Here is a 16,999-nt window from a genome sequence, read left to right as displayed (position 1 = left end):
CGGAGGGCTGACGTGATGCACAAGATGTGTGTGATGGGCGTGCGCACGTCCTGGCGTACCGTCGCCGACGGCGAGTTCTTCTGCCCGGACTGCGGCGGGGACCGCAACTACCTCCGCCGGGCGGGCCGCCGCCGGCTCACCGTCCTTGGCATCCCCCTCTTCTCGCGCGGCGCGGCGGGCCCGGTCCTCGAATGTTCCGCCTGCCATGGGCACTTCGGCCTGGACGCCCTGGGCCACCCCACCACCGTCCGCCTCTCCGCGATGCTCAGGGACGCCGTCCACACCATGACGCTGGCCCTCCTCGCCGCCGGCGGCACCACTTCCCGCGCGGTCCGCGACACCGCCGTCACCACGGTCCGCGCGTCCGGCTTCGCCGACTGCTCCGAGGACCAGCTCCTCACCCTGCTCGCCGCCCTCGCCGCCGACACCGGACGGCTGAGCGGCACCTACGACGCGGTGACCGGCGGCGGGTGCGGCCACCACGGCCTCGACCCGTGCGGCACCGCGCTGGCCATAGAGCTGCATGAGGCACTGGAGCCGCTGGCCCCCCATCTCGCCCCGGCCGGCCGCGAATCGCTCCTCGTCCAGGGCGCACGTATCGCCCTCGCCGACGGCTCGTACACCCCCGCCGAACGCGAGGTCCTGGCGACCGTCGGCGCCGCGCTGATGCTTCGCCCGGCCGACATCAGCCGGCTGCTGGCGGCGGCGCGCACACCGTCCTGAGAAGGCGCACACACAGCGACCGGCCGCTCGGTGCAACCGAGCGGCCGGTCGGGGTGTTTCAGCTATGTGGAACGCATTGCGAAGGCACTGCGAAAGCACTACGGGGGTGGCGACGATGATCTACGAGATGACCTTCGAAATGGCCATGGAGATGACCTTCGAGCCGGCCTTCGAGATACGCATCAGGCGGGCGTCAGCCTGACCGGCAGGGTCCGGTAGCCGCCGGAGATGAACCCTTCGACGGGCACCAGCTCCTCGGTCGCCACGGCCAGCTCCAGGTCGGGGAAGCGGTCGAAGAGGGCCGGCAGGGCGATGAGGGCCTCATTGCGGGCGAGGGGGGCGCCCAGGCAGTGGTGGACGCCGTAGCCGAAGGCGAGGTGCTCCTGGCCGGCACGCTGGATGTCGAAGTCGGCGGCGGTGGTGCCGTGCTGCTCGGGGTCGCGCCCGGTGGCCACGTACGACGGGAGGATCGCCTCGCCCTTGCGGATGGTGGGACCGCCCGGGATCTCGATGTCCTCGACGGCGAAGCGCAGCGGGAGATTGGCGATGCTGGGGTCCCAGCGGAGGGTCTCCTCGATGACGTCGCTCCAGGAGGCCTTGCCGCTGCGGACCAGCTCGAGCTGCTCGGGGTGCGTGAGGAGGGCGTGCACCGCGTTGCCGATCAGGTCGACGGTCGTCTCGTGGCCGGCGACGATGACCAGGAGGAGCGTGTCGACGAGCTCCTTCTCGGTCATCCGCTCGCCGTCGTCGTCCCGCGCGGAGACCAGGAGGCTGGTCAGGTCCTCGCCGGGGGTCTCCCGCTTGGTGGCGACCAGCTTGCTGAGCACCGTATAGGTGTCAACGGCCGTCTGACCGGCCTCTTCGGGGGTGAGCGTGGGGTCCATGATCGCATCGGAGAGCCGGGAGATCTCGAGGCGCATCTCGTCGTCCGGCACGCCGAACAGCTCGCAGATGACCCGCATGGGAAGGGGGTGGGCGTACGCCGCGCGGAGGTCGACGACATCACCGGCCGGGGTGGCGGCGAGGTCGTCCAGCAGTGCGGTGGTGATCCGCTCGACGCGCGGGAGCATCGCGTCGGTGCGGCGCGCGGTGAACGCCGGGGCGATCAGCTTGCGCAGCCGGCGGTGGTCGGCACCGTAGGCGGTGAACATATTGGTGACGCCGACCCAGGTCTGCAGCCAGCTGTCCTGGTATTCGCCGCGCTGCCAGGCGGGCCAGTGCCGACGCGGGTCCTTGGAGACCCGGGGGTCGGTCAGCAGGTCCTTGAGGAGGGAGTGATTCGTGATGGCCCAGGCCTGGACACCGGCGGGTATCTCTATCAGGACCGCGGAGCCTAGCTCGCGGAGGCGGGCTGCCTCTCCGTGGATATCGGCTCCGGTCGGGTCGATGACGACGGGCTGCTGTCCCATGGGGTAGCTCCTGCCTGATCGGGGGTGATGGGGGTGAAGCGGGCCGGAAGGCTTGCGAGTGCGCGGTGGAACGTGCCGGGACGCCACTCCAACTGGTCCGGTGTCACCGCGAGTTCGATGTCCGAGAGCCAGGCGGTGAGCCGCTCGATCGCGGTGGTGGCGATCACCAGCGCATGCCGCTGTACGGGGCAGGCGTGCGGTCCCGACGCCCACGACAGGTGCGAGCCGCCGCCGGTACGGGTCTGGTCCAGCGTCGTGGCGCCGAACTGGCCGTTGGCGGCCGCGTAGGAGACCAGTACCAACTGCCCCTGGCGCACCCAGGTGCCGTGGAAGAACACATCACGGCGGGGGTAGTGCGCGGAGTAGTTGGTCATCGGCGGGTCGTTCCACAGCACCTCGTTGATGGCGTCCTGCGCGGTGAGCGCGCCGCCGGAGAGGGTGTTGTAGTAACGGTCGTCGGAGAGCATCCGCGAGAGCGCGTTGCCGATGAGGTTGGTGAGCGGTTCGTTGCCCGCGGCCATCGTCAGAACGATCTGCGGGATCACTTCCTCGTCGGACAGCCCGTTGGGGTGGTCCATGAACCAGGAGGTGAGGTCCGGCCCGCGCTGGGCCTTCTTCGCCGCGATCAGTTCCATGATGTAGGTCGTGAACGCGGCGTCCGCGGTGGCGGCCGCCTCGGGGGACGCGGCCTCCATCAGTCCGCCGATGGCCGAGATCAGCCGCTCGTTGTAGGAGTCGGGCATCCCGAAGAGGCCGTTGAACATCATCAGCGGCAGCCGCCGGGCGTACTCGCCGATGAGGTCGACCTCACCGCTCGCGCCGAACGCCTGGATGAGCGTGTCCGCCGCGTGCCGGACCTTCTCGCGCAGAATGTGCGGCTCGACGAGCTCGAAGCTGTCGGAGATGACCTGGCGGTAGCGCCTGTGTGTCTCGCCGTCGTTGAAGAGGGCGTTGGGCCGGTAGCCCAGCATCGGGATGACCTGGGAGTCGGCCGGCACGGTCTTCTGCCAGTCCCGGGAGTCCTTGGACCACGTGGCGGTGTCGTTCAGCAGGTCCAGCGCGGCCCGGTAGTCGATGACCAGCATGGCGGTCACATCGGGCGCGATCTCGACGGGCGCGAGCGCGCCGTACTGGCGCAGATGGTCGTAGAAACGGTTCGGCTCGGCGGCGAACTCCGGCCCGTACAGCTTGAGTGGGGCGTAGGGGTCGGGCCGGTCGAGCGGGTGGGCGGCCGGCGGCGGGCCGCCGGCGTCGATGCCGCCGTGGGCATGCGCCGGGCACCCCGGCGGCGGGGTGGCACCGGGAGGGTGCGGGGAAGTCACGAATTCTCCTGGTACTGGAGGGAGAGGGGGCGGAAGGGGGCGGCCACCGGGTGCGGTGCGCCCTTACAGGTTCTCCTGGGGCGTATGGGCCAGCACATGGGTGACGAGCGCGATCAGCGCGTCGACGGACTGGTGCCGGTCCCGGGCGTCGCACAGCACGAGCGGGGTGTCCGGGTGCAGATCGAGCGCTTCCCGGAGCTTGTCGACGTCGTAATGCGGCGCGTCGGGGAAGGCGTTGACCGCGACGGCATAGCGCAGCCCGGCCTCCTCCACGATGTCCATCACCTCGAAGGAGTCCGCCAGCCGGCGGGTGTCCGCGAGGACGAGGGCGCCCAGCGCACCGCGTGCGATGTCCTGCCACAGGGGCCGGAAACGCTTCTGCCCGGGGGTGCCGAACAGGTACAGCACCAGGTCTCCGGGCAGCGTCAGCCGCCCGAAGTCGATCGCGACGGTGGTGGTGGTCTTGTCGCGGACCCCGGCGAGATCGTCGACGATCGCGCCGGTCTGCGTCATCACCTCTTCGGTGTGCAGCGGCGGGGTCTCGGAGAGCGTCCGGATGAGCGTGGTCTTGCCGACTCCGAACGGCCCCGCGACCAGGAGCTTGACGAGTGTCTGGTCGGCGCCGGAGAGATACATGTTGCCGGTGCTAGGACTTGAGAGAGCGGAGTCCATCGAGAACCCTCTCCAGGATCTGCCGGTCGAATTGCTCGGCTTCGGGAATGGGGACACGGGCGAACAGCCGCCCGGCATCGACGAGATCGGCCACCAGCACCTTCACCACGCTGACGGGCAGCTGAAGGTGGGCGGCGACCTCCGCCAGAGACAGTGCCCCGGGCTGCAACAACTCCAGAATGCGGCGCTCTTCAGGGCGGACCTCACTGGTGACCGGCATCCCCGCGCTGTGCAGCAGGGAGAGCCGGTCCAAGGTGTTGCGGCTGGGACGGGCGCGGCCGCCGGTGGCCAGATAGGCCGGTACGAGGCGCCTGTTGCTCTGGCGGGGGGTCATGCGGAGTTGCCCAGCTCTCGCGCCGGACTGCTCATGACCTTGCTGCCCAGGGTCGACACCTGGATCTGCATATGGTGCGCGACGACGCCCATATTGACCTCCGGTGCCGCGAAAACGGCCAGGCAGGTGTTCTCGCCGGCCGGAATCGCGAAGACCCAGCCCTCCTCCGACTCGATGACGGTCTGCCGCAGCTTGGCGTCGTGCTGCTCGGTGAAGGCCGCGGTGACCGCCCGGCCGGCTCCCTGGAGCGCGGACATCATGGCCGCCACGCCCTCGGCGGCGTCCCGCTTGAGGCCGGGTGAGGAGCCCTCGATGAATCCATCGCCGGAGATAACGGCTGCGTGGATAACATGCGGCAGCTCCAGGAGAGGCGCCAGCACCCAGGACTTGTCCTCGATGCTACGGCGGCGAGCGGGGGCGGGGGTGTTCATGACTGGGGGTTCCCTTCGGGACTGCGAGGGGGCTGTGACTGTTGTGCTGCGGCCCGGCCGGATTCGGTGCCGTGCTGGAGCGCGGCCCAGCGGGAGGCGGTCTCTTCCGGGGTGCGTGCGGCCTGGGGCTCGGAGCGCGGAAGGCCCTCGTCGAGCTCGGACACCGGCTGACGGCGGCGCCGGCGCGGAAGGTCGGGCTCGTCCCCGAAGGAGGGCGCAGGAGCGGGCTCGGCAGCGGCGGCGGGTGCGGGGGCGGCAGCGGCAAGGGCGCCGGTGTCGAACAGGTCCGCCGGGTTGGGGGCCGGAGGGGAGACGGGTGCGGAAGCGGGTGCGGGGGCCGGGTTATGGGACACGGCGTGACCCGGGCTGCGGGTCGGCAGCGTGCTCCGGTCCTGCGCGTTCGACCGATGCGGGATCGGCGCCATCACGGACATGGGCTGCTGGCTCTCGTCGAGGATGGTGAGCAGAGGGTCGCCGGGGATGTACACGATCGCGCGCACCCCGCCGTACGGGGACGACTCGACGTGCACCTGGTAGCCGTACTGCCGGACCAGCTGCCCGGCAGCCGCGAAACCGGAGCGCGGCGGGTCGCCGAGCTGGGTGAGCAGCAGGTTGCCCGTGCCGGACAGCAGCCGCATGGCGCTCTTGAGCTCCTCCTCGTGCATCCCGACGCCGTAGTCGTCGATGATGACCGAGGCGCCGCGGTTGCCCTGCTGGAGGGTGACGTTGACGGGCAGTTCCTGGTGCGAGTGGTGCAGCGCGTTGGCCAGCAGCTCGGTGACGGTGATCGCGATCGGCTCGACGGCGCGGGCGACGACGGCGATCGGGTCGCGCAGCTGGTTGGTGACCTGTACGCGCTCATAGCCGCGCAGCCGGGAGGTGGCGCCGACGACCAGCTCGGCGAGGTAGGAGTCCTCACGGGTCAGCCCCGGCCAGGCGCCGCAGACGACACCGGTGGCCTGAATACGCCGCAGCGCCTGCTCGTTGAGGAAGTCCGCCGCGAGCAGGTCCTGCGCGACGTTCGGGTCGTCGTAACGGTGCTGCATGCCCTGCAGCTGCGTCTGGAGCTGGTAGAGCAGCGCCTGGATGGTCGTGGTCGCACCCCGCAGCGTGGACTGCGCCGCGGCGTCGACCCGCTCCCGCTCCTTGGTGACCGCCTCGGCGATCTGCTCCAGCACGGCGTTCAGCGCCTGATCGGTCTCCGACTGGGCGAACCGGGAGTCCAGCAGGCCCCGTACGGGCACATGCGGATGCGCCAGCGCCAGGGTCAGATCGGGGAGGCGGGCCCCCGCCAGATGCCGGATCTCGGCCTCGGTGGCCCGTAGCCGGGCCGTCAGCTCCGTATTGGCGTGCAGCGAGGCGGAGTTCTGCTCCCCAGCGGTGCTGAGGCTCTGTCTCAAGGCGGCGCTGTGCATCCTCGCGCGGATCACAACAGCCGCGAGCACCAGGGCGGCGACCGTTCCAGCGCTGAGGCACCACAACAGCGCCTCGGGTATGGATGTCATCGGGATCCTCGGGTGGGGGAATGTTTTGGCCGGCGTCCACAGCAATGTGTTGCCGATCATCACGCGATGCTACCGGGCACCTGACGTCCTGTGAGGCCCTCGCCAAGGCCTGCGTGAGAAATGTAGAAGGTCGCATTCCGCCCTGTGTGGGTGGACGGTTACGTGTTTCGGCCCCGCGGTCGAGGGGACGACGGCGGGGCCGGGATCTTCTTTTGACGTTTTATTAACTGGCGTGCCACGCACCGGACTTGAGGGCGCCAACGAACTCTGCCCAGCCTGTGGCCGGAATCACGAGCGCGGGGCCGTGGGGGGTCTTGCTGTCGCGGACGGGGACGACACCGGGGAGGCCGTCGGAGACCTCGAGGCAGTTGCCGTTGTTGTGGTCGCTGTAGCTGCTCTTGCGCCAGCGGGCGGCGCCGACGAAGTCATCCGCGACCTCGACACAGTCGCCGCCATTGCCGTCGCTGTACGTGCTTTTACGCCATCGGGCGTTGCTCAGATCGCACTCGCGCATCGTCTGTATTCCTCAGCCGCCGACTCGATCATGGCTAGGGACACCTCCGGCGACAGAGCGGCGGCCCTGAGGAGATCGTAGGCTTCCTGCGAACGCTTAACCAGCGCCGGGTCGTCCAGCAGGTCCCCCGAAAACACGGCTTCTGTATACGCGGTTGGCGGGGCGTCGTCGAACTCCATCAGCTTCAGCGTTCCGGTGGGGAGGGCGCAGGCGCCCGCTGAGAACGGCAGCACCTGCACAACCACGACGAAGTTGCGGGCGAGTGAAGTGATGTGGTCCAGCTGCTGGGACATGACTGCGGGGCCACCGACCGGAACGCGGAGCACGCTCTCGTGGAGTACGGCCCAATACAAGGGACGTGTAGCGTCCTTGAGGATGAGCGCACGTTCTATGCGTGCGGACACTTTGTCCTCTACGTAGTCGGCGGACTTGAACGGGTTGGTGGCCCGGGTGATCGCCCGCGCGTAAGAGGCGGTCTGCAGTAGCCCCGGTGCGACCGTTGGTGCGAACTCACAAATCTTCGTCGCCAGCTGCTCCAGCTCAGCGGCCTTCGCGAAGTAATCCGCATACCGCTTGTCATCGATCAGCTTGCGCCAGGTCCGCTCGAAAAAACCCTCGGTTTGTAGCACCTCGTCGATCCGGATCGCCACATCCAACTGCGGCTTACGGATCGCCTGCTCGAACTGGCCGATGTAGCCGCCGGACACGAACACCCTCGCCCCCAGCATCTCCTGGGTTAATCCGGCATTCTCTCGCCGGCGCTTGAGTTCCGTACCCCAGAACTCCCACGCCGCATGCCGTGAAGCATTGGCCATTGCCTACGTCCTTTCGCAGCCGGGCAGTTGCTGCGCCCGGGTCATTGCCCAGCCTAGTTCCGTAGCGTCACGCTTTGAATGCGAACGGTGAAATCTCTCGCGGAAAAGGTGGGACGATCATGAATCAGCCCGACGACGTGGAAATCGTGACGGCGGAATTGCGCGCAGCCCTCGAACGCGCGGGAGTTGCGCTGCCGTCGCTACGGCCCGACCCCGTCTCGTACGCGCATGAGTACCTGGCCCCGCTCGTGGAATTGGGGCGGTGCAACATGGCGACCGCCCGCCGGCTGACCGAGGCGCTGGGGGAGCGGTGACGGCGTACGTCGTCGATACGCACAGCGGGCGGGTGGGGCGGGTGATGGGCCAGGAGGGGCCGTACCTCCAGCTGCGGCCGATCGGCGGCGGGCGCGAGTGGGACTGCGCGCCCGCGGCGGCCCGTCCGGCGACGCCGGCCGAGCGGCTGAGGGCCGCCACCGCCTACGCCAACGCCCGCAGCCGGGGGGAGCGGGCCTGAGCCTGAGGGAAGCGACCGCGCGGCCATGCGCGAGAATGGCCGCATGAGTCTGTTCCGCGACGACGGCATCGTGCTGCGCACCCAGAAGCTGGGTGAGGCGGACCGGATCATCACGCTGCTCACCCGGGGCAACGGGCGGGTGCGGGCCGTGGCCCGGGGCGTGCGGCGGACGAAGTCGAAGTTCGGGGCGCGGCTGGAGCCGTTCTCGCACGTCGACGTGCAGTTCTTCGCGCGGGGCAACGAACTGATCGGGCGCGGGCTGCCGCTGTGCACGCAGAGCGAGACGATCGCGCCGTACGGCAGCGGGATCGTGACGGATTACGCCCGCTACACGGCCGGTACGGCGATGCTGGAGACGGCCGAGCGGTTCACCGATCACGAGGGCGAGCCGGCCGTACAGCAGTACCTGCTGCTGGTCGGCGCGCTGCGCACGCTCTCCCGCGGCGAGCACGCGCCGCACCTCGTGCTGGACGCCTTCCTGCTGCGCTCGCTCGCCGTGAACGGTTATGCGCCAAGCTTCGACGGCTGTGCGCGGTGCGGAATGCCCGGACCCAACCGGTTCTTCTCGGTTGCCTCCGGCGGCGTGATCTGCGGCGACTGCCGGGTGCCGGGGAGCGTCGTACCCTCCTCGGAGGCCATCGGCCTCCTGGGCGCGCTGCTCACCGGTGACTGGGAGACGGCCGATGCCTGTGAGGCGCGGCATGTCCGGGAGGGCAACGGGCTGGTCGCGGCCTATTTGCAGTGGCACCTGGAGAGGGGCCTGCGCTCCCTCCGGTACGTGGAGAAGTAGCGGCACGAAGAAGTAGCGGCACGACCCTCAGCAGACACACCGATGTACAGAAACGATGTACAGAAACAAGGAGACGTGGGGCGCATGGCACGACGCGGCATTCTGGGGCGTAACCGGCGCGAGTACGAGACGCCCGAGCTGCACCCGTCCGGTGCGCGTCCGCCGAAGATTCCCGGCGAACTCGTCCCGAATCACGTGGCGATCGTGATGGACGGCAACGGCCGCTGGGCCAAGGAGCGCGGGCTGCCGCGTACCGAGGGCCACAAGGTCGGCGAGGGCGTCGTGATGGACGTCCTCAAGGGCTGTATCGAAATGGGCGTGAAGAATCTTTCGCTCTACGCCTTCTCGACGGAGAACTGGAAGCGGTCGCCCGACGAGGTGAAGTTCCTGATGAACTTCAACCGGGATGTCATCCGCCGGCGCCGTGACGAAATGGATGCGCTGGGTATCCGTATCCGCTGGGTCGGGCGGATGCCGAAGCTGTGGAAGTCCGTCGTACAGGAACTCCAGATCGCGCAGGAGCAGACCAAGAACAATGACGCCATGACGCTGTATTTCTGCGTCAATTACGGCGGACGGGCCGAGATCGCGGATGCGGCGGCGGCAATTGCCGCGGATGTACGGGCCGGAAAGCTGGACCCGTCGAAGGTCAATGAGAAGACCATCGCGAAGTACATGTACTACCCGGACATGCCGGATGTGGATCTCTTCGTGCGGCCGTCGGGCGAGCAGCGGACGTCGAATTACCTGATCTGGCAGAGCGCCTACGCCGAGATGGTGTTCCAGGACATTCTCTGGCCGGACTTCGACCGCCGGAATCTGTGGGAGGCGTGCCTGGAGTACGCGAAGCGGGACCGCCGGTTCGGCGGCGCACGGCTGGCGGAGGGCGAGACCGCGACCTGAGGCGGGGCGCCGGCCTGAAGCGGGGCGCCGGCCTGAAGTTGAGACGGCCCGGTCTCCCGCAGCGGCGGGGGCCGGGCCGCACACGTCAGGAGTGCCAGACCTCCGCGAGGTGCGTGATGCCGCCGGAGCCGTTCACGGCGATCTCGTAGATGTCACCGCCGCAGCTCAGGGGCGGCTTGACGGTGTCGTGCCGCAGACAGGCGCTGACGTGCTCGGTCAGCTGGGCGACGGTCACCGTACGGTGGTCGACCGCGCCGATGGCCAGTTCGGCGGTGGCTCCCGCGGCCAGCCGGTAGCGGGCGGCCTTCCCGGTCCCCGCATACCCTCCGCCGTTGGGGTCGCAGCCGAACTTCGCCGCCTTGGCGGACAGCGCGCCGCCCGACGGCGCGGCCGTGATCTGCACCATCCGGTGGCCCTTGGCAAGCTTGCGGGCCGTGCAGTCGGAGGTCGGCTCCGGGTCGAGCGGCAGATCCTTCGAGGGCGAGGCGGAGGGGTCCGGCGCGGCCGTCGGTCCGTCGGACGCGGCCGGTGCCGGGGACGAGGCGGACGGTGCGGAGGATTTTGGGGCGGCGCCCGAGGCGGACGGGTCCGCGTCGTTGCAGGCGGTGAGCGTGGCCAGCGCCGCAGCAAGAGCGGCTGCGGCGAGCAGGCGGCGGGTGAACATGTAGGAGTTCTCTCTCGTGTCAGGGCGCCGCGGGCGAGCGCGTCGGCGGCACTGGTCAGGGCGTCGCCCGGCCGGCGATCGTCCTTGGTGAGGGTGTGGACGGGGTCGTTGCCCGTCAGGCCGTGGAGTTTGCGCGCCGTGGCCGCCCGGCCGACGCCGTCATGGCGTCCTTGCCGGCTGCCTCGGCCGGGTCACCGGCCGGTGTTGTGCCGTCGTTCCGGAGTCGTCCGAGAACGCCCATTCCTACCCCCGTGGTGCGCGTGATTCCGCGCGGATGCTCGTCAGGGTCAGTACTACCGTGCACCTGACAACTCTGTCCAGGAATCGATCACGGGCGGCCTGTTACCGCTGGGGCAGGTCCCGGTCCCCGAGTGCCGCGGCGGTCGCCCGGACGAAGGCCTCGGGATTGTCGAGCATGATGTTGTGCCCGCAGTCCGGGACCGGGACCACGGCCACGCCCGCCGCGGTGAGCTCGTCGGCGCCCGGGAGCGGGCCGTCGGCCTCGGGCAGCAGGAAGGTGCGCGGGATCTTCAGGTCCAGCAGAAGGCGGCGCATGGTGGGGACGCTGCCACGGGCGAGGTGGACCGCGGTGCGGTGCAGGGCCTCGCGGCCGGCCAGCCGCATCGTGGCCCACCAGTGGGCACCGACCCGCTCGCGGACCGCTTCCCAGCCGCCCGCCAGGAATTCTTCCTCGGAGTACGCGGCGATGCCGCTGCTGCCGTCGGGGACGGGGCCGGCCGGCGCCGGGTCGAGGTTGGCGTCGACCAGGACCAGCCGGGAGACCAGGTGGGGATGGCGGGCGGCGAGGACGATGGCCACCGAGCCGCCCATGCTGTGCGCGATCAACTCCGCGCCGGGCGCGCCCGCCTCGGCCACGCCCGCGGCGGTCAGGGCCGCGCCGAGCGCGTCGGCGTGTGCTTCCAGGGTGTAGCCGAAGTCCGTCGGCCGGTCGCTGATGCCGTGCCCGAGCAGGTCGATCAGCAGCGTGCGGCGGCCCGCCAGCAGCGGATGGAGCGCGGCCTCGGTGAAGTAGGGCGCGGAGGAGGCGCCCAGGCCGTGCACATAGACCCGGGGCGGCTCCTGCCCCGGCAGCTCGACCCAGCGGATCCGGTCGCCCGCAGGCGTCACCTCGGCACTGCGCACAGCACAACCCCCCGTTGTCCCCTGTTGTCCCCCGTTGTCCGTGAGCGGTCTTCTCGCAGCCCGCTCACGGTCCGATCACGGTGAGACTACTGCTCCTTGGGGGATGCGGCGGCGGCCGCGCACTCCCCGCACGTCCCGAAGATCTCGATCGTGTGCGCCACATCGCGGAAGCCGTGCTCGGCCGCGATCTGGTCGGCCCACTTCTCGACCGCGGGGCCCTCGACCTCGACGGCCTTGCCGCAGGCCCGGCACACCAGATGGTGATGGTGATCGTCGGTGCTGCACCGGCGGTAGACGGCCTCGCCGTCGCTGGTGCGCAGGACGTCGACCTCACCGGCGTCGGCGAGCGACTGGAGCGTCCGGTAGACGGTGGTCAGCCCGACCGAATCACCCCGGTGCTTGAGCATGTCGTGGAGCTCCTGCGCGCTGCGGAACTCGTCGACCTCGTCGAGTGCGGCCGACACCGCGGTGCGCTGCCGCGTCGACCGGCCACGTACCGGAGATCCCGCGCTCGTCGCCACCGTTGCCTCCCTAGGACGTCAGGACTTTCAGGGATTCCCCCTGCACGTGCGTCGGCCATTGTGCCAGGTGATGCCCGGAACCCTGGGTGGACGCTTACACCTACCGCTCACTCCGTGTCCCGCGGACCTGTCCGTCATGAATCTCTCCGTCATGGACATCACCGCGTCACACGCTCACGTCGTCCGCGGCACGGGTACGGCTGCCGGGTACCTCCAGAGTGCACCCCTTGCCCGTACCGGCGGCAGCCCTGGCGCGTTTTTTCGCCAGCGGCGCGGCGAGGGCCGTGAAGATCACGAAGAGGGCGATGGCGAAGAGGACGATGGTCGCGCCGGACGGGACGTCCACGTAGTACGAGGTGGCCGTGCCGGTGAGGGTGACCGCGACGCCGATCGCGACGGCCGACACCAGCGTCACCGCGAAGCTGCGGCTGAGCTGCTGGGCGGCCGCGACCGGGATCACCATCAGGGCGCTGACCAGCAGCAGACCGACGACGCGCATCGCCACGGTGACGGTGACCGCGGCGGTGACGGCGACCAGCAGATTCAGCAGCCGCACCGGAAGTCCCGTCACCCGGGCGAATTCCTCGTCCTGGCAGACCGCGAACAGCTGGCGGCGCAGCCCGAGGGTGATCGCCAGGACCAGGGCGGCGAGGACGCAGATCGTGGTCATGTCCTGCGCCGAGACCGTCGTGATCGAACCGAAGAGATACGTACTGAGGTTGGCGTTCGAGCCCGCGTCGGAGAGGTTCATCAGCATCACGCCGCCCGCCATACCGCCGTAGAACAGCATGGCCAGCGCGAGGTCGCCGCGGGTCTTGCCGTACCAGCGGATCAGCTCCATGACGACGGAGCCGGCGACCGCGACGGCGGTGGCGACCCAGACGGGGCTGGTGTTGAGGAGGAAGCCGAGGCCGACGCCGGTGAGGGCGACATGGCCGATGCCGTCGCCCATCAGGGCCTGGCGGCGCTGGACGAGGTAGATGCCGATGGCGGGGGCGGTGACGCCGACGATCAGGGCGGCGAGCAGGGCCCGCTGCATGAAGGCGTAGTCGAGGATTTCCATCAGGCGTGGGCCCCTAGCTCAGCAGGCCGGTGCGGATCGGCTCCGCGGCGGCGTCGGCGTGCGGGTGGACATGGTCGTGGCCGGGCAGCGCGTGCTGGCCCACGGCCTCGGGCGGCGGACCGTCGTGGACGACGCAGCCGTCGCGCAGCACCACCGCGCGGTCGATCAGCGGCTCCAGCGGGCCCAGCTCGTGCAGGACGAGCAGCACCGTGGTGCCGCGGCCGACCTGCTCGCGCAGCGCGCTCGCGAGCACCTCCTGGCTGACCAGGTCGACGCCGGCCATCGGCTCGTCCATGATCAGCAGCTCCGGTTCGCCCGCCAGCGCGCGGGCTATCAGCACCCGCTGGTGCTGGCCGCCGGAGAGCGCGTTGACGGAGTCCTTGGCGCGGTCCGCCATGCCGACCAGCTCCAGGGCGTGGTGGACGGCGGCCCGGTCGGCCTTGCGCAGGATGCCGAGCTTCGTCCGCGCCAGCCGGCCGGCCGTGACAACCTCGCGGACGGTGGCGGGGACGCCGCTGGAGGCGGTGGTGCGCTGGGGGACGTAGCCGATGCGGGCCCAGTCCCGGAAGCGGCGGAATTCCGTACCGAAGAGGGACAGCTCGCCGCCGCTGAGCGGGACCTGGCCGATGACGGAACGTACGGCCGTGGACTTGCCGGAGCCGTTGGCGCCGAGCAGGGCGACGACCTCGCCGGAGCGCACCGTGAGATCGACGCCGCGCAGCACGGGCCGGGCACCCAGTGATGCGGTGGCCGCGCGCAGATCGATGACCGGCGGGAGAAGCGGTTGACTCATGGTGACCTCCGTCACGGACTGTGCGGTGTACGTCACTTGCTGCCGAGCGCCTTCTGGAGGGCTGCGAGGTTGGCGCGCTGCACGCCGAAGTAGTCCTTGCCGCGCGACTTGGCGGTGATCCCCTCGAGCGGGTCGAGGACATCGGTCTTCAGGTGCAGATCGCCGGCCAGGGCCTTCGCCGTCGCCGGGTTGGCGATCGTCTCGAAGAAGACGGTGGAGACGTGGTGCTCGGCGGCGAGGGTGTGCAGGTCCTTGATGCGGTGCGCGCTGGGCTCGGACTCCGGGTCGAGGCCGCTGATGGCCTCCTCGGTCAGCCCGTAGCGCTCGGCGAGGTAGCCGAAGGCCGCGTGGGTGGTGATGAAGGTGTCGGACGCCCTCTTCTTCAGGCCGTCCTGGAAGTCCTTGTTCAGCCCGTTCAGCTTCTTCACCAGGGCGTCGGTGTTCTTGCGGTAGTCGGCCCGGTGGCCCGGGTCGGCCTTGGCGAGGGTCTTGTTCACGCCCTTGGCGACCTCGGCGAACTTCACCGGGTCGAGCCAGATGTGCGGGTCGTTGCCGCCCTCTTCTTGGGACTGTCCGGAGCCGGAGTGGTTGTCGCCGGTGGTGTGGTGGTGGCCGTCGACCTCGTTGCCGTGCTGTTCGAGGCGGGTGAGGGAGGCCGCGTCGGCGACGTTCTTGACGCCGGACTGCTTGATCGCTTCGTCCACGGCGGGCTGCAGGCCCTTGAGGTAGACGATCGCGCCGGACTCGCCGAGCTGGGCGGTCTGCTTCGGGGAAAGCTCCAGGTCGTGCGGCTCGACCCCCGGCTTGGTGAGGTTGGACACCTCGACGTGCTTGCCGCCGATCTGCTGGGCGAGGAACTGCAGCGGATAGAAGGACGCCGTCACCCGCAGCTTGCCGTCGTCCGTGCGGGCACCGCCGGAGGGGGAGCAGGCGGAGAGAGCCAGCAGCCCGAGCACCGCGGACCCGGCGACGGCGGCGGTGGATATGCGACGGCGTATGTTCATGACAGTCATTTTCAACAAAATTGGAAACGGTTGTCAACAAGGCGGGGGCCGGTGTGAGCGGGGCGACAGGGGGCGGCCGGAACCGATTTGATCCCGGGGGTACGCCCGCCGGTACCCTGAACCATTCGCCCGCCCGCCTCCCGACCAGCACCCCTCGCGGAGGCGCAGGGCGCCGCCCTATTCATCGTTCGTCGTCGTAATGAAGAGAGCACCGTGGCCGCCGACAAGATCGATACCATCGTCAGCCTGAGCAAGCGCCGTGGCTTCGTATACCCCTGCAGTGAGATCTACGGCGGCTCCCGCGCTGCCTGGGATTACGGTCCGCTGGGCGTCGAGCTCAAGGAGAACATCAAGCGCCAGTGGTGGCGCGCCATGGTCACCTCGCGCGAAGACGTCGTCGGTATCGACTCGTCGGTGATCCTGGCCCCCGAGGTGTGGCAGGCGTCCGGCCACGTCGCCACCTTCACCGACCCGCTCACCGAGTGCACCTCCTGCCACAAGCGCTTCCGCGCCGACCACCTGGAAGAGGCGTACGAGGCCAAGCACGGCAAGCTGCCCGAGAACGGCCTCGCCGACATCAACTGCCCGCACTGCGGCAACAAGGGCGGCTTCACCGAGCCCAAGCAGTTCTCCGGCCTGCTCTCCACCCAGCTCGGCGCGTCCCAGGACACCGCCTCGGTCGCCTACCTGCGCCCCGAGACCGCGCAGGGCATCTTCACCAACTTCGCCCAGGTCCAGCAGACCTCGCGGAAGAAGCCGCCCTTCGGTATCGCGCAGATGGGCAAGTCCTTCCGGAACGAGATCACTCCGGGCAACTTCATCTTCCGCACCCGCGAGTTCGAGCAGATGGAGATGGAGTTCTTCGTCAAGCCGGGTGAGGACGAGCAGTGGCAGGAATACTGGATGGAGCAGCGCTGGAACTGGTACCGCGACCTCGGCATCCGCGAGGAGAACATCCGCTGGTACGAGCACCCGAAGGAGAAGCTGTCCCACTACTCCAAGCGGACCGCTGACATCGAGTACCGCTTCAACTTCGGCGGCACCGAGTTCTCCGAGCTGGAGGGTGTGGCCAACCGGACGGACTTCGACCTCTCCGCGCACTCGAAGGCCTCCGGCCAGGACCTCTCCTACTTCGACCAGGAGGCCGGCGAGCGCTGGACTCCGTACGTCATCGAGCCGGCGGCCGGTGTGAACCGCGCGATGCTCGCCTTCATGCTCGACGCGTACATCGAGGACGAGGCCCCCAACGCCAAGGGCAAGATGGAAAAGCGCACGGTCATGCGCCTCGACCCGCGCCTGGCGCCGGTCAAGGTCGCCGTCCTGCCGCTGTCCCGCAACCCGCAGCTCTCCCCGAAGGCCAAGGGGCTCGCCGCCGACCTGCGCAAGAACTGGAACATCGAGTTCGACGACGCGGGCGCCATCGGCCGCCGCTACCGCCGCCAGGACGAGATCGGCACGCCGTTCTGCGTCACGGTCGACTTCGACACCCTCGACGACAACGCCGTCACGGTGCGCGAGCGCGACACCATGAAGCAGGAGCGGGTCGGCCTGGACCAGATCCAGTCGTACCTGGGCGGGCGGCTGCTGGGCTGCTAGGCCCTCACCGACTGTTCTTTCCGGCGCCGGCCGGGCCCGACGTGATGTCGGGCCCGGCCGGCGCTTTTGCGTGCCGCGCCGCGGCCGAGCCCCTGACGCCGCCCGCATACGGGAATACCCCCTCGGCCCCGCCACGTTGTGGCCCGCAGGGGGCCCTCGCCACCCCTACGGGTTCTGTTCGGCCGCGCCCTAATACTGCAACCGCATGTGGCGTGACGGGTGGCGGCGGTGTTCGTTGATGTGACTGTGTGAACAGTCGCTGACGGTTGGGCAAATCGAGTCG

At 69.5% G+C, this 16,999-nt stretch carries 20 protein-coding genes; 6 read left to right on the top strand and 14 right to left on the bottom strand.

All coding sequences use genetic code 11. The features are described 5' to 3' along the window. Nucleotides 1-15: 15 nt before the first annotated feature. On the top strand, nucleotides 16-723 hold the full coding sequence (locus ACZ4S3_RS38930; protein ID WP_467943376.1) for a TerB family tellurite resistance protein: 708 nt from the start codon (nucleotides 16-18) through the stop codon (nucleotides 721-723). 182 nt (nucleotides 724-905) lie between these two features. On the opposite strand, the gene ACZ4S3_RS38925 is transcribed toward ACZ4S3_RS38930, so the two are convergent. From ACZ4S3_RS38925 to ACZ4S3_RS38890, 8 genes are all read right to left on the bottom strand, one after another. After that, complete coding sequence (locus ACZ4S3_RS38925) at nucleotides 906-2,132, bottom strand: cytochrome P450 family protein (RefSeq protein ID WP_467943341.1); 1,227 nt, start codon at nucleotides 2,130-2,132, stop codon at nucleotides 906-908. Continuing rightward, nucleotides 2,057-3,454: a cytochrome P450 gene (locus ACZ4S3_RS38920; RefSeq protein WP_467943340.1), complete on the bottom strand. Its 1,398-nt coding sequence runs from the start codon at nucleotides 3,452-3,454 to the stop codon at nucleotides 2,057-2,059. Before ACZ4S3_RS38920 ends, ACZ4S3_RS38925 begins: the two co-directional genes overlap by 76 nt. Before the next feature lie 63 nt (nucleotides 3,455-3,517). Then, nucleotides 3,518-4,090 carry a GTP-binding protein gene (locus ACZ4S3_RS38915; protein ID WP_467943338.1) on the bottom strand — a complete coding sequence of 191 codons (573 nt, stop codon included), beginning with the start codon at nucleotides 4,088-4,090 and terminating at the stop codon, nucleotides 3,518-3,520. A gap of 10 nt (nucleotides 4,091-4,100) precedes the next feature. Continuing rightward, nucleotides 4,101-4,460, bottom strand: a complete 360-nt coding sequence (locus tag ACZ4S3_RS38910) for a DUF742 domain-containing protein (protein WP_400061272.1) — start codon at nucleotides 4,458-4,460, stop codon at nucleotides 4,101-4,103. Next, nucleotides 4,457-4,891: a roadblock/LC7 domain-containing protein gene (locus ACZ4S3_RS38905; protein ID WP_467943336.1), complete on the bottom strand. Its 435-nt coding sequence runs from the start codon at nucleotides 4,889-4,891 to the stop codon at nucleotides 4,457-4,459. Before ACZ4S3_RS38905 ends, ACZ4S3_RS38910 begins: the two co-directional genes overlap by 4 nt. Next, entirely contained in the window at nucleotides 4,888-6,396 is a 1,509-nt protein-coding gene (locus ACZ4S3_RS38900; protein ID WP_467943335.1) for an ATP-binding protein, read from the bottom strand. Before ACZ4S3_RS38900 ends, ACZ4S3_RS38905 begins: the two co-directional genes overlap by 4 nt. A gap of 223 nt (nucleotides 6,397-6,619) precedes the next feature. After that, a complete protein-coding gene (locus ACZ4S3_RS38895) occupies nucleotides 6,620-6,910 on the bottom strand; it encodes a DUF397 domain-containing protein (protein ID WP_467943334.1) in 291 nt (96 codons plus the stop codon). After that, on the bottom strand, nucleotides 6,892-7,725 hold the full coding sequence (locus ACZ4S3_RS38890; RefSeq protein ID WP_467943332.1) for a helix-turn-helix domain-containing protein: 834 nt from the start codon (nucleotides 7,723-7,725) through the stop codon (nucleotides 6,892-6,894). The genes ACZ4S3_RS38895 and ACZ4S3_RS38890 overlap by 19 nt, the downstream gene beginning before the upstream one ends. Before the next feature lie 119 nt (nucleotides 7,726-7,844). On the opposite strand from ACZ4S3_RS38890, the gene ACZ4S3_RS38885 reads away from it, so the two are divergent. The 4 genes from ACZ4S3_RS38885 (at nucleotide 7,845) to ACZ4S3_RS38870 (ending at nucleotide 9,932) form a co-directional block, all read left to right on the top strand. After that, nucleotides 7,845-8,039, top strand: a complete 195-nt coding sequence (locus tag ACZ4S3_RS38885) for a hypothetical protein (RefSeq protein WP_467943331.1) — start codon at nucleotides 7,845-7,847, stop codon at nucleotides 8,037-8,039. Further along, nucleotides 8,036-8,239: a hypothetical protein gene (locus ACZ4S3_RS38880; protein WP_467943380.1), complete on the top strand. Its 204-nt coding sequence runs from the start codon at nucleotides 8,036-8,038 to the stop codon at nucleotides 8,237-8,239. Before ACZ4S3_RS38885 ends, ACZ4S3_RS38880 begins: the two co-directional genes overlap by 4 nt. Before the next feature lie 43 nt (nucleotides 8,240-8,282). After that, the gene (recO, locus tag ACZ4S3_RS38875; RefSeq protein ID WP_467943329.1) at nucleotides 8,283-9,029 is read left to right on the top strand and encodes a DNA repair protein RecO; all 747 of its coding nucleotides are present in this window, start codon (nucleotides 8,283-8,285) and stop codon (nucleotides 9,027-9,029) included. Between the two features lie 84 nt (nucleotides 9,030-9,113). Then, nucleotides 9,114-9,932 (top strand): isoprenyl transferase, encoded by an 819-nt coding sequence (locus ACZ4S3_RS38870; protein ID WP_467943328.1) that lies wholly within the window; start codon nucleotides 9,114-9,116, stop codon nucleotides 9,930-9,932. Between the two features lie 85 nt (nucleotides 9,933-10,017). On the opposite strand, the gene ACZ4S3_RS38865 is transcribed toward ACZ4S3_RS38870, so the two are convergent. The 6 genes from ACZ4S3_RS38865 to ACZ4S3_RS38840 all read right to left on the bottom strand — a co-directional run bounded on the left by ACZ4S3_RS38865 (nucleotide 10,018) and on the right by ACZ4S3_RS38840 (nucleotide 15,120). Then, a complete protein-coding gene (locus ACZ4S3_RS38865) occupies nucleotides 10,018-10,596 on the bottom strand; it encodes a hypothetical protein (RefSeq protein WP_467943327.1) in 579 nt (192 codons plus the stop codon). 342 nt (nucleotides 10,597-10,938) lie between these two features. Continuing rightward, on the bottom strand, nucleotides 10,939-11,739 hold the full coding sequence (locus ACZ4S3_RS38860) for an alpha/beta fold hydrolase (RefSeq protein ID WP_467943325.1): 801 nt from the start codon (nucleotides 11,737-11,739) through the stop codon (nucleotides 10,939-10,941). 86 nt (nucleotides 11,740-11,825) lie between these two features. After that, nucleotides 11,826-12,260, bottom strand: coding sequence for a Fur family transcriptional regulator (locus ACZ4S3_RS38855; RefSeq protein ID WP_467943324.1), 435 nt, complete (start codon nucleotides 12,258-12,260; stop codon nucleotides 11,826-11,828). A 166-nt stretch (nucleotides 12,261-12,426) separates the two neighbouring features. Then, nucleotides 12,427-13,323, bottom strand: coding sequence for a metal ABC transporter permease (locus ACZ4S3_RS38850; protein ID WP_467943323.1), 897 nt, complete (start codon nucleotides 13,321-13,323; stop codon nucleotides 12,427-12,429). Between the two features lie 13 nt (nucleotides 13,324-13,336). Then, complete coding sequence (locus tag ACZ4S3_RS38845; RefSeq protein WP_467943322.1) at nucleotides 13,337-14,116, bottom strand: metal ABC transporter ATP-binding protein; 780 nt, start codon at nucleotides 14,114-14,116, stop codon at nucleotides 13,337-13,339. Nucleotides 14,117-14,148: 32 nt separating this feature from the next. After that, nucleotides 14,149-15,120, bottom strand: coding sequence for a metal ABC transporter substrate-binding protein (locus tag ACZ4S3_RS38840; RefSeq protein ID WP_467943320.1), 972 nt, complete (start codon nucleotides 15,118-15,120; stop codon nucleotides 14,149-14,151). Nucleotides 15,121-15,333: 213 nt separating this feature from the next. On the opposite strand from ACZ4S3_RS38840, the gene ACZ4S3_RS38835 reads away from it, so the two are divergent. Then, on the top strand, nucleotides 15,334-16,716 hold the full coding sequence (locus tag ACZ4S3_RS38835) for a glycine--tRNA ligase (RefSeq protein ID WP_467943319.1): 1,383 nt from the start codon (nucleotides 15,334-15,336) through the stop codon (nucleotides 16,714-16,716). Nucleotides 16,717-16,999: the final 283 nt, after the last annotated feature.

This window comes from Streptomyces sp. NPDC028368, from assembly GCF_055565615.1.
Note: the sequence above shows the minus strand (reverse complement) of the source record. Positions and strands in the feature narration are given on the sequence as shown.

Bases quoted from the DNA above. Each gene is read 5' to 3' on its own strand.
- ACZ4S3_RS38870 (WP_467943328.1), top strand. From the start codon at position 9,114: ATGGCACGACGCGGCATTCTGGGGCGTAACCGGCGCGAGTACGAGACG.
- ACZ4S3_RS38930 (WP_467943376.1), top strand. From the start codon at position 16: ATGCACAAGATGTGTGTGATGGGCGTGCGCACGTCCTGGCGTACCGTC.
- ACZ4S3_RS38885 (WP_467943331.1), top strand. From the start codon at position 7,845: ATGAATCAGCCCGACGACGTGGAAATCGTGACGGCGGAATTGCGCGCA.
- ACZ4S3_RS38915 (WP_467943338.1), bottom strand. From the start codon at position 4,090: ATGTATCTCTCCGGCGCCGACCAGACACTCGTCAAGCTCCTGGTCGCG.
- ACZ4S3_RS38905 (WP_467943336.1), bottom strand. From the start codon at position 4,891: ATGAACACCCCCGCCCCCGCTCGCCGCCGTAGCATCGAGGACAAGTCC.
- ACZ4S3_RS38890 (WP_467943332.1), bottom strand. From the start codon at position 7,725: ATGGCCAATGCTTCACGGCATGCGGCGTGGGAGTTCTGGGGTACGGAA.
- recO (WP_467943329.1), top strand. From the start codon at position 8,283: ATGAGTCTGTTCCGCGACGACGGCATCGTGCTGCGCACCCAGAAGCTG.
- ACZ4S3_RS38895 (WP_467943334.1), bottom strand. From the start codon at position 6,910: ATGCGCGAGTGCGATCTGAGCAACGCCCGATGGCGTAAAAGCACGTAC.
- ACZ4S3_RS38900 (WP_467943335.1), bottom strand. From the start codon at position 6,396: ATGACATCCATACCCGAGGCGCTGTTGTGGTGCCTCAGCGCTGGAACG.
- ACZ4S3_RS38840 (WP_467943320.1), bottom strand. From the start codon at position 15,120: ATGAACATACGCCGTCGCATATCCACCGCCGCCGTCGCCGGGTCCGCG.
- ACZ4S3_RS38910 (WP_400061272.1), bottom strand. From the start codon at position 4,460: ATGACCCCCCGCCAGAGCAACAGGCGCCTCGTACCGGCCTATCTGGCC.
- ACZ4S3_RS38850 (WP_467943323.1), bottom strand. From the start codon at position 13,323: ATGGAAATCCTCGACTACGCCTTCATGCAGCGGGCCCTGCTCGCCGCC.
- ACZ4S3_RS38845 (WP_467943322.1), bottom strand. From the start codon at position 14,116: ATGAGTCAACCGCTTCTCCCGCCGGTCATCGATCTGCGCGCGGCCACC.
- ACZ4S3_RS38925 (WP_467943341.1), bottom strand. From the start codon at position 2,132: ATGGGACAGCAGCCCGTCGTCATCGACCCGACCGGAGCCGATATCCAC.
- ACZ4S3_RS38865 (WP_467943327.1), bottom strand. From the start codon at position 10,596: ATGTTCACCCGCCGCCTGCTCGCCGCAGCCGCTCTTGCTGCGGCGCTG.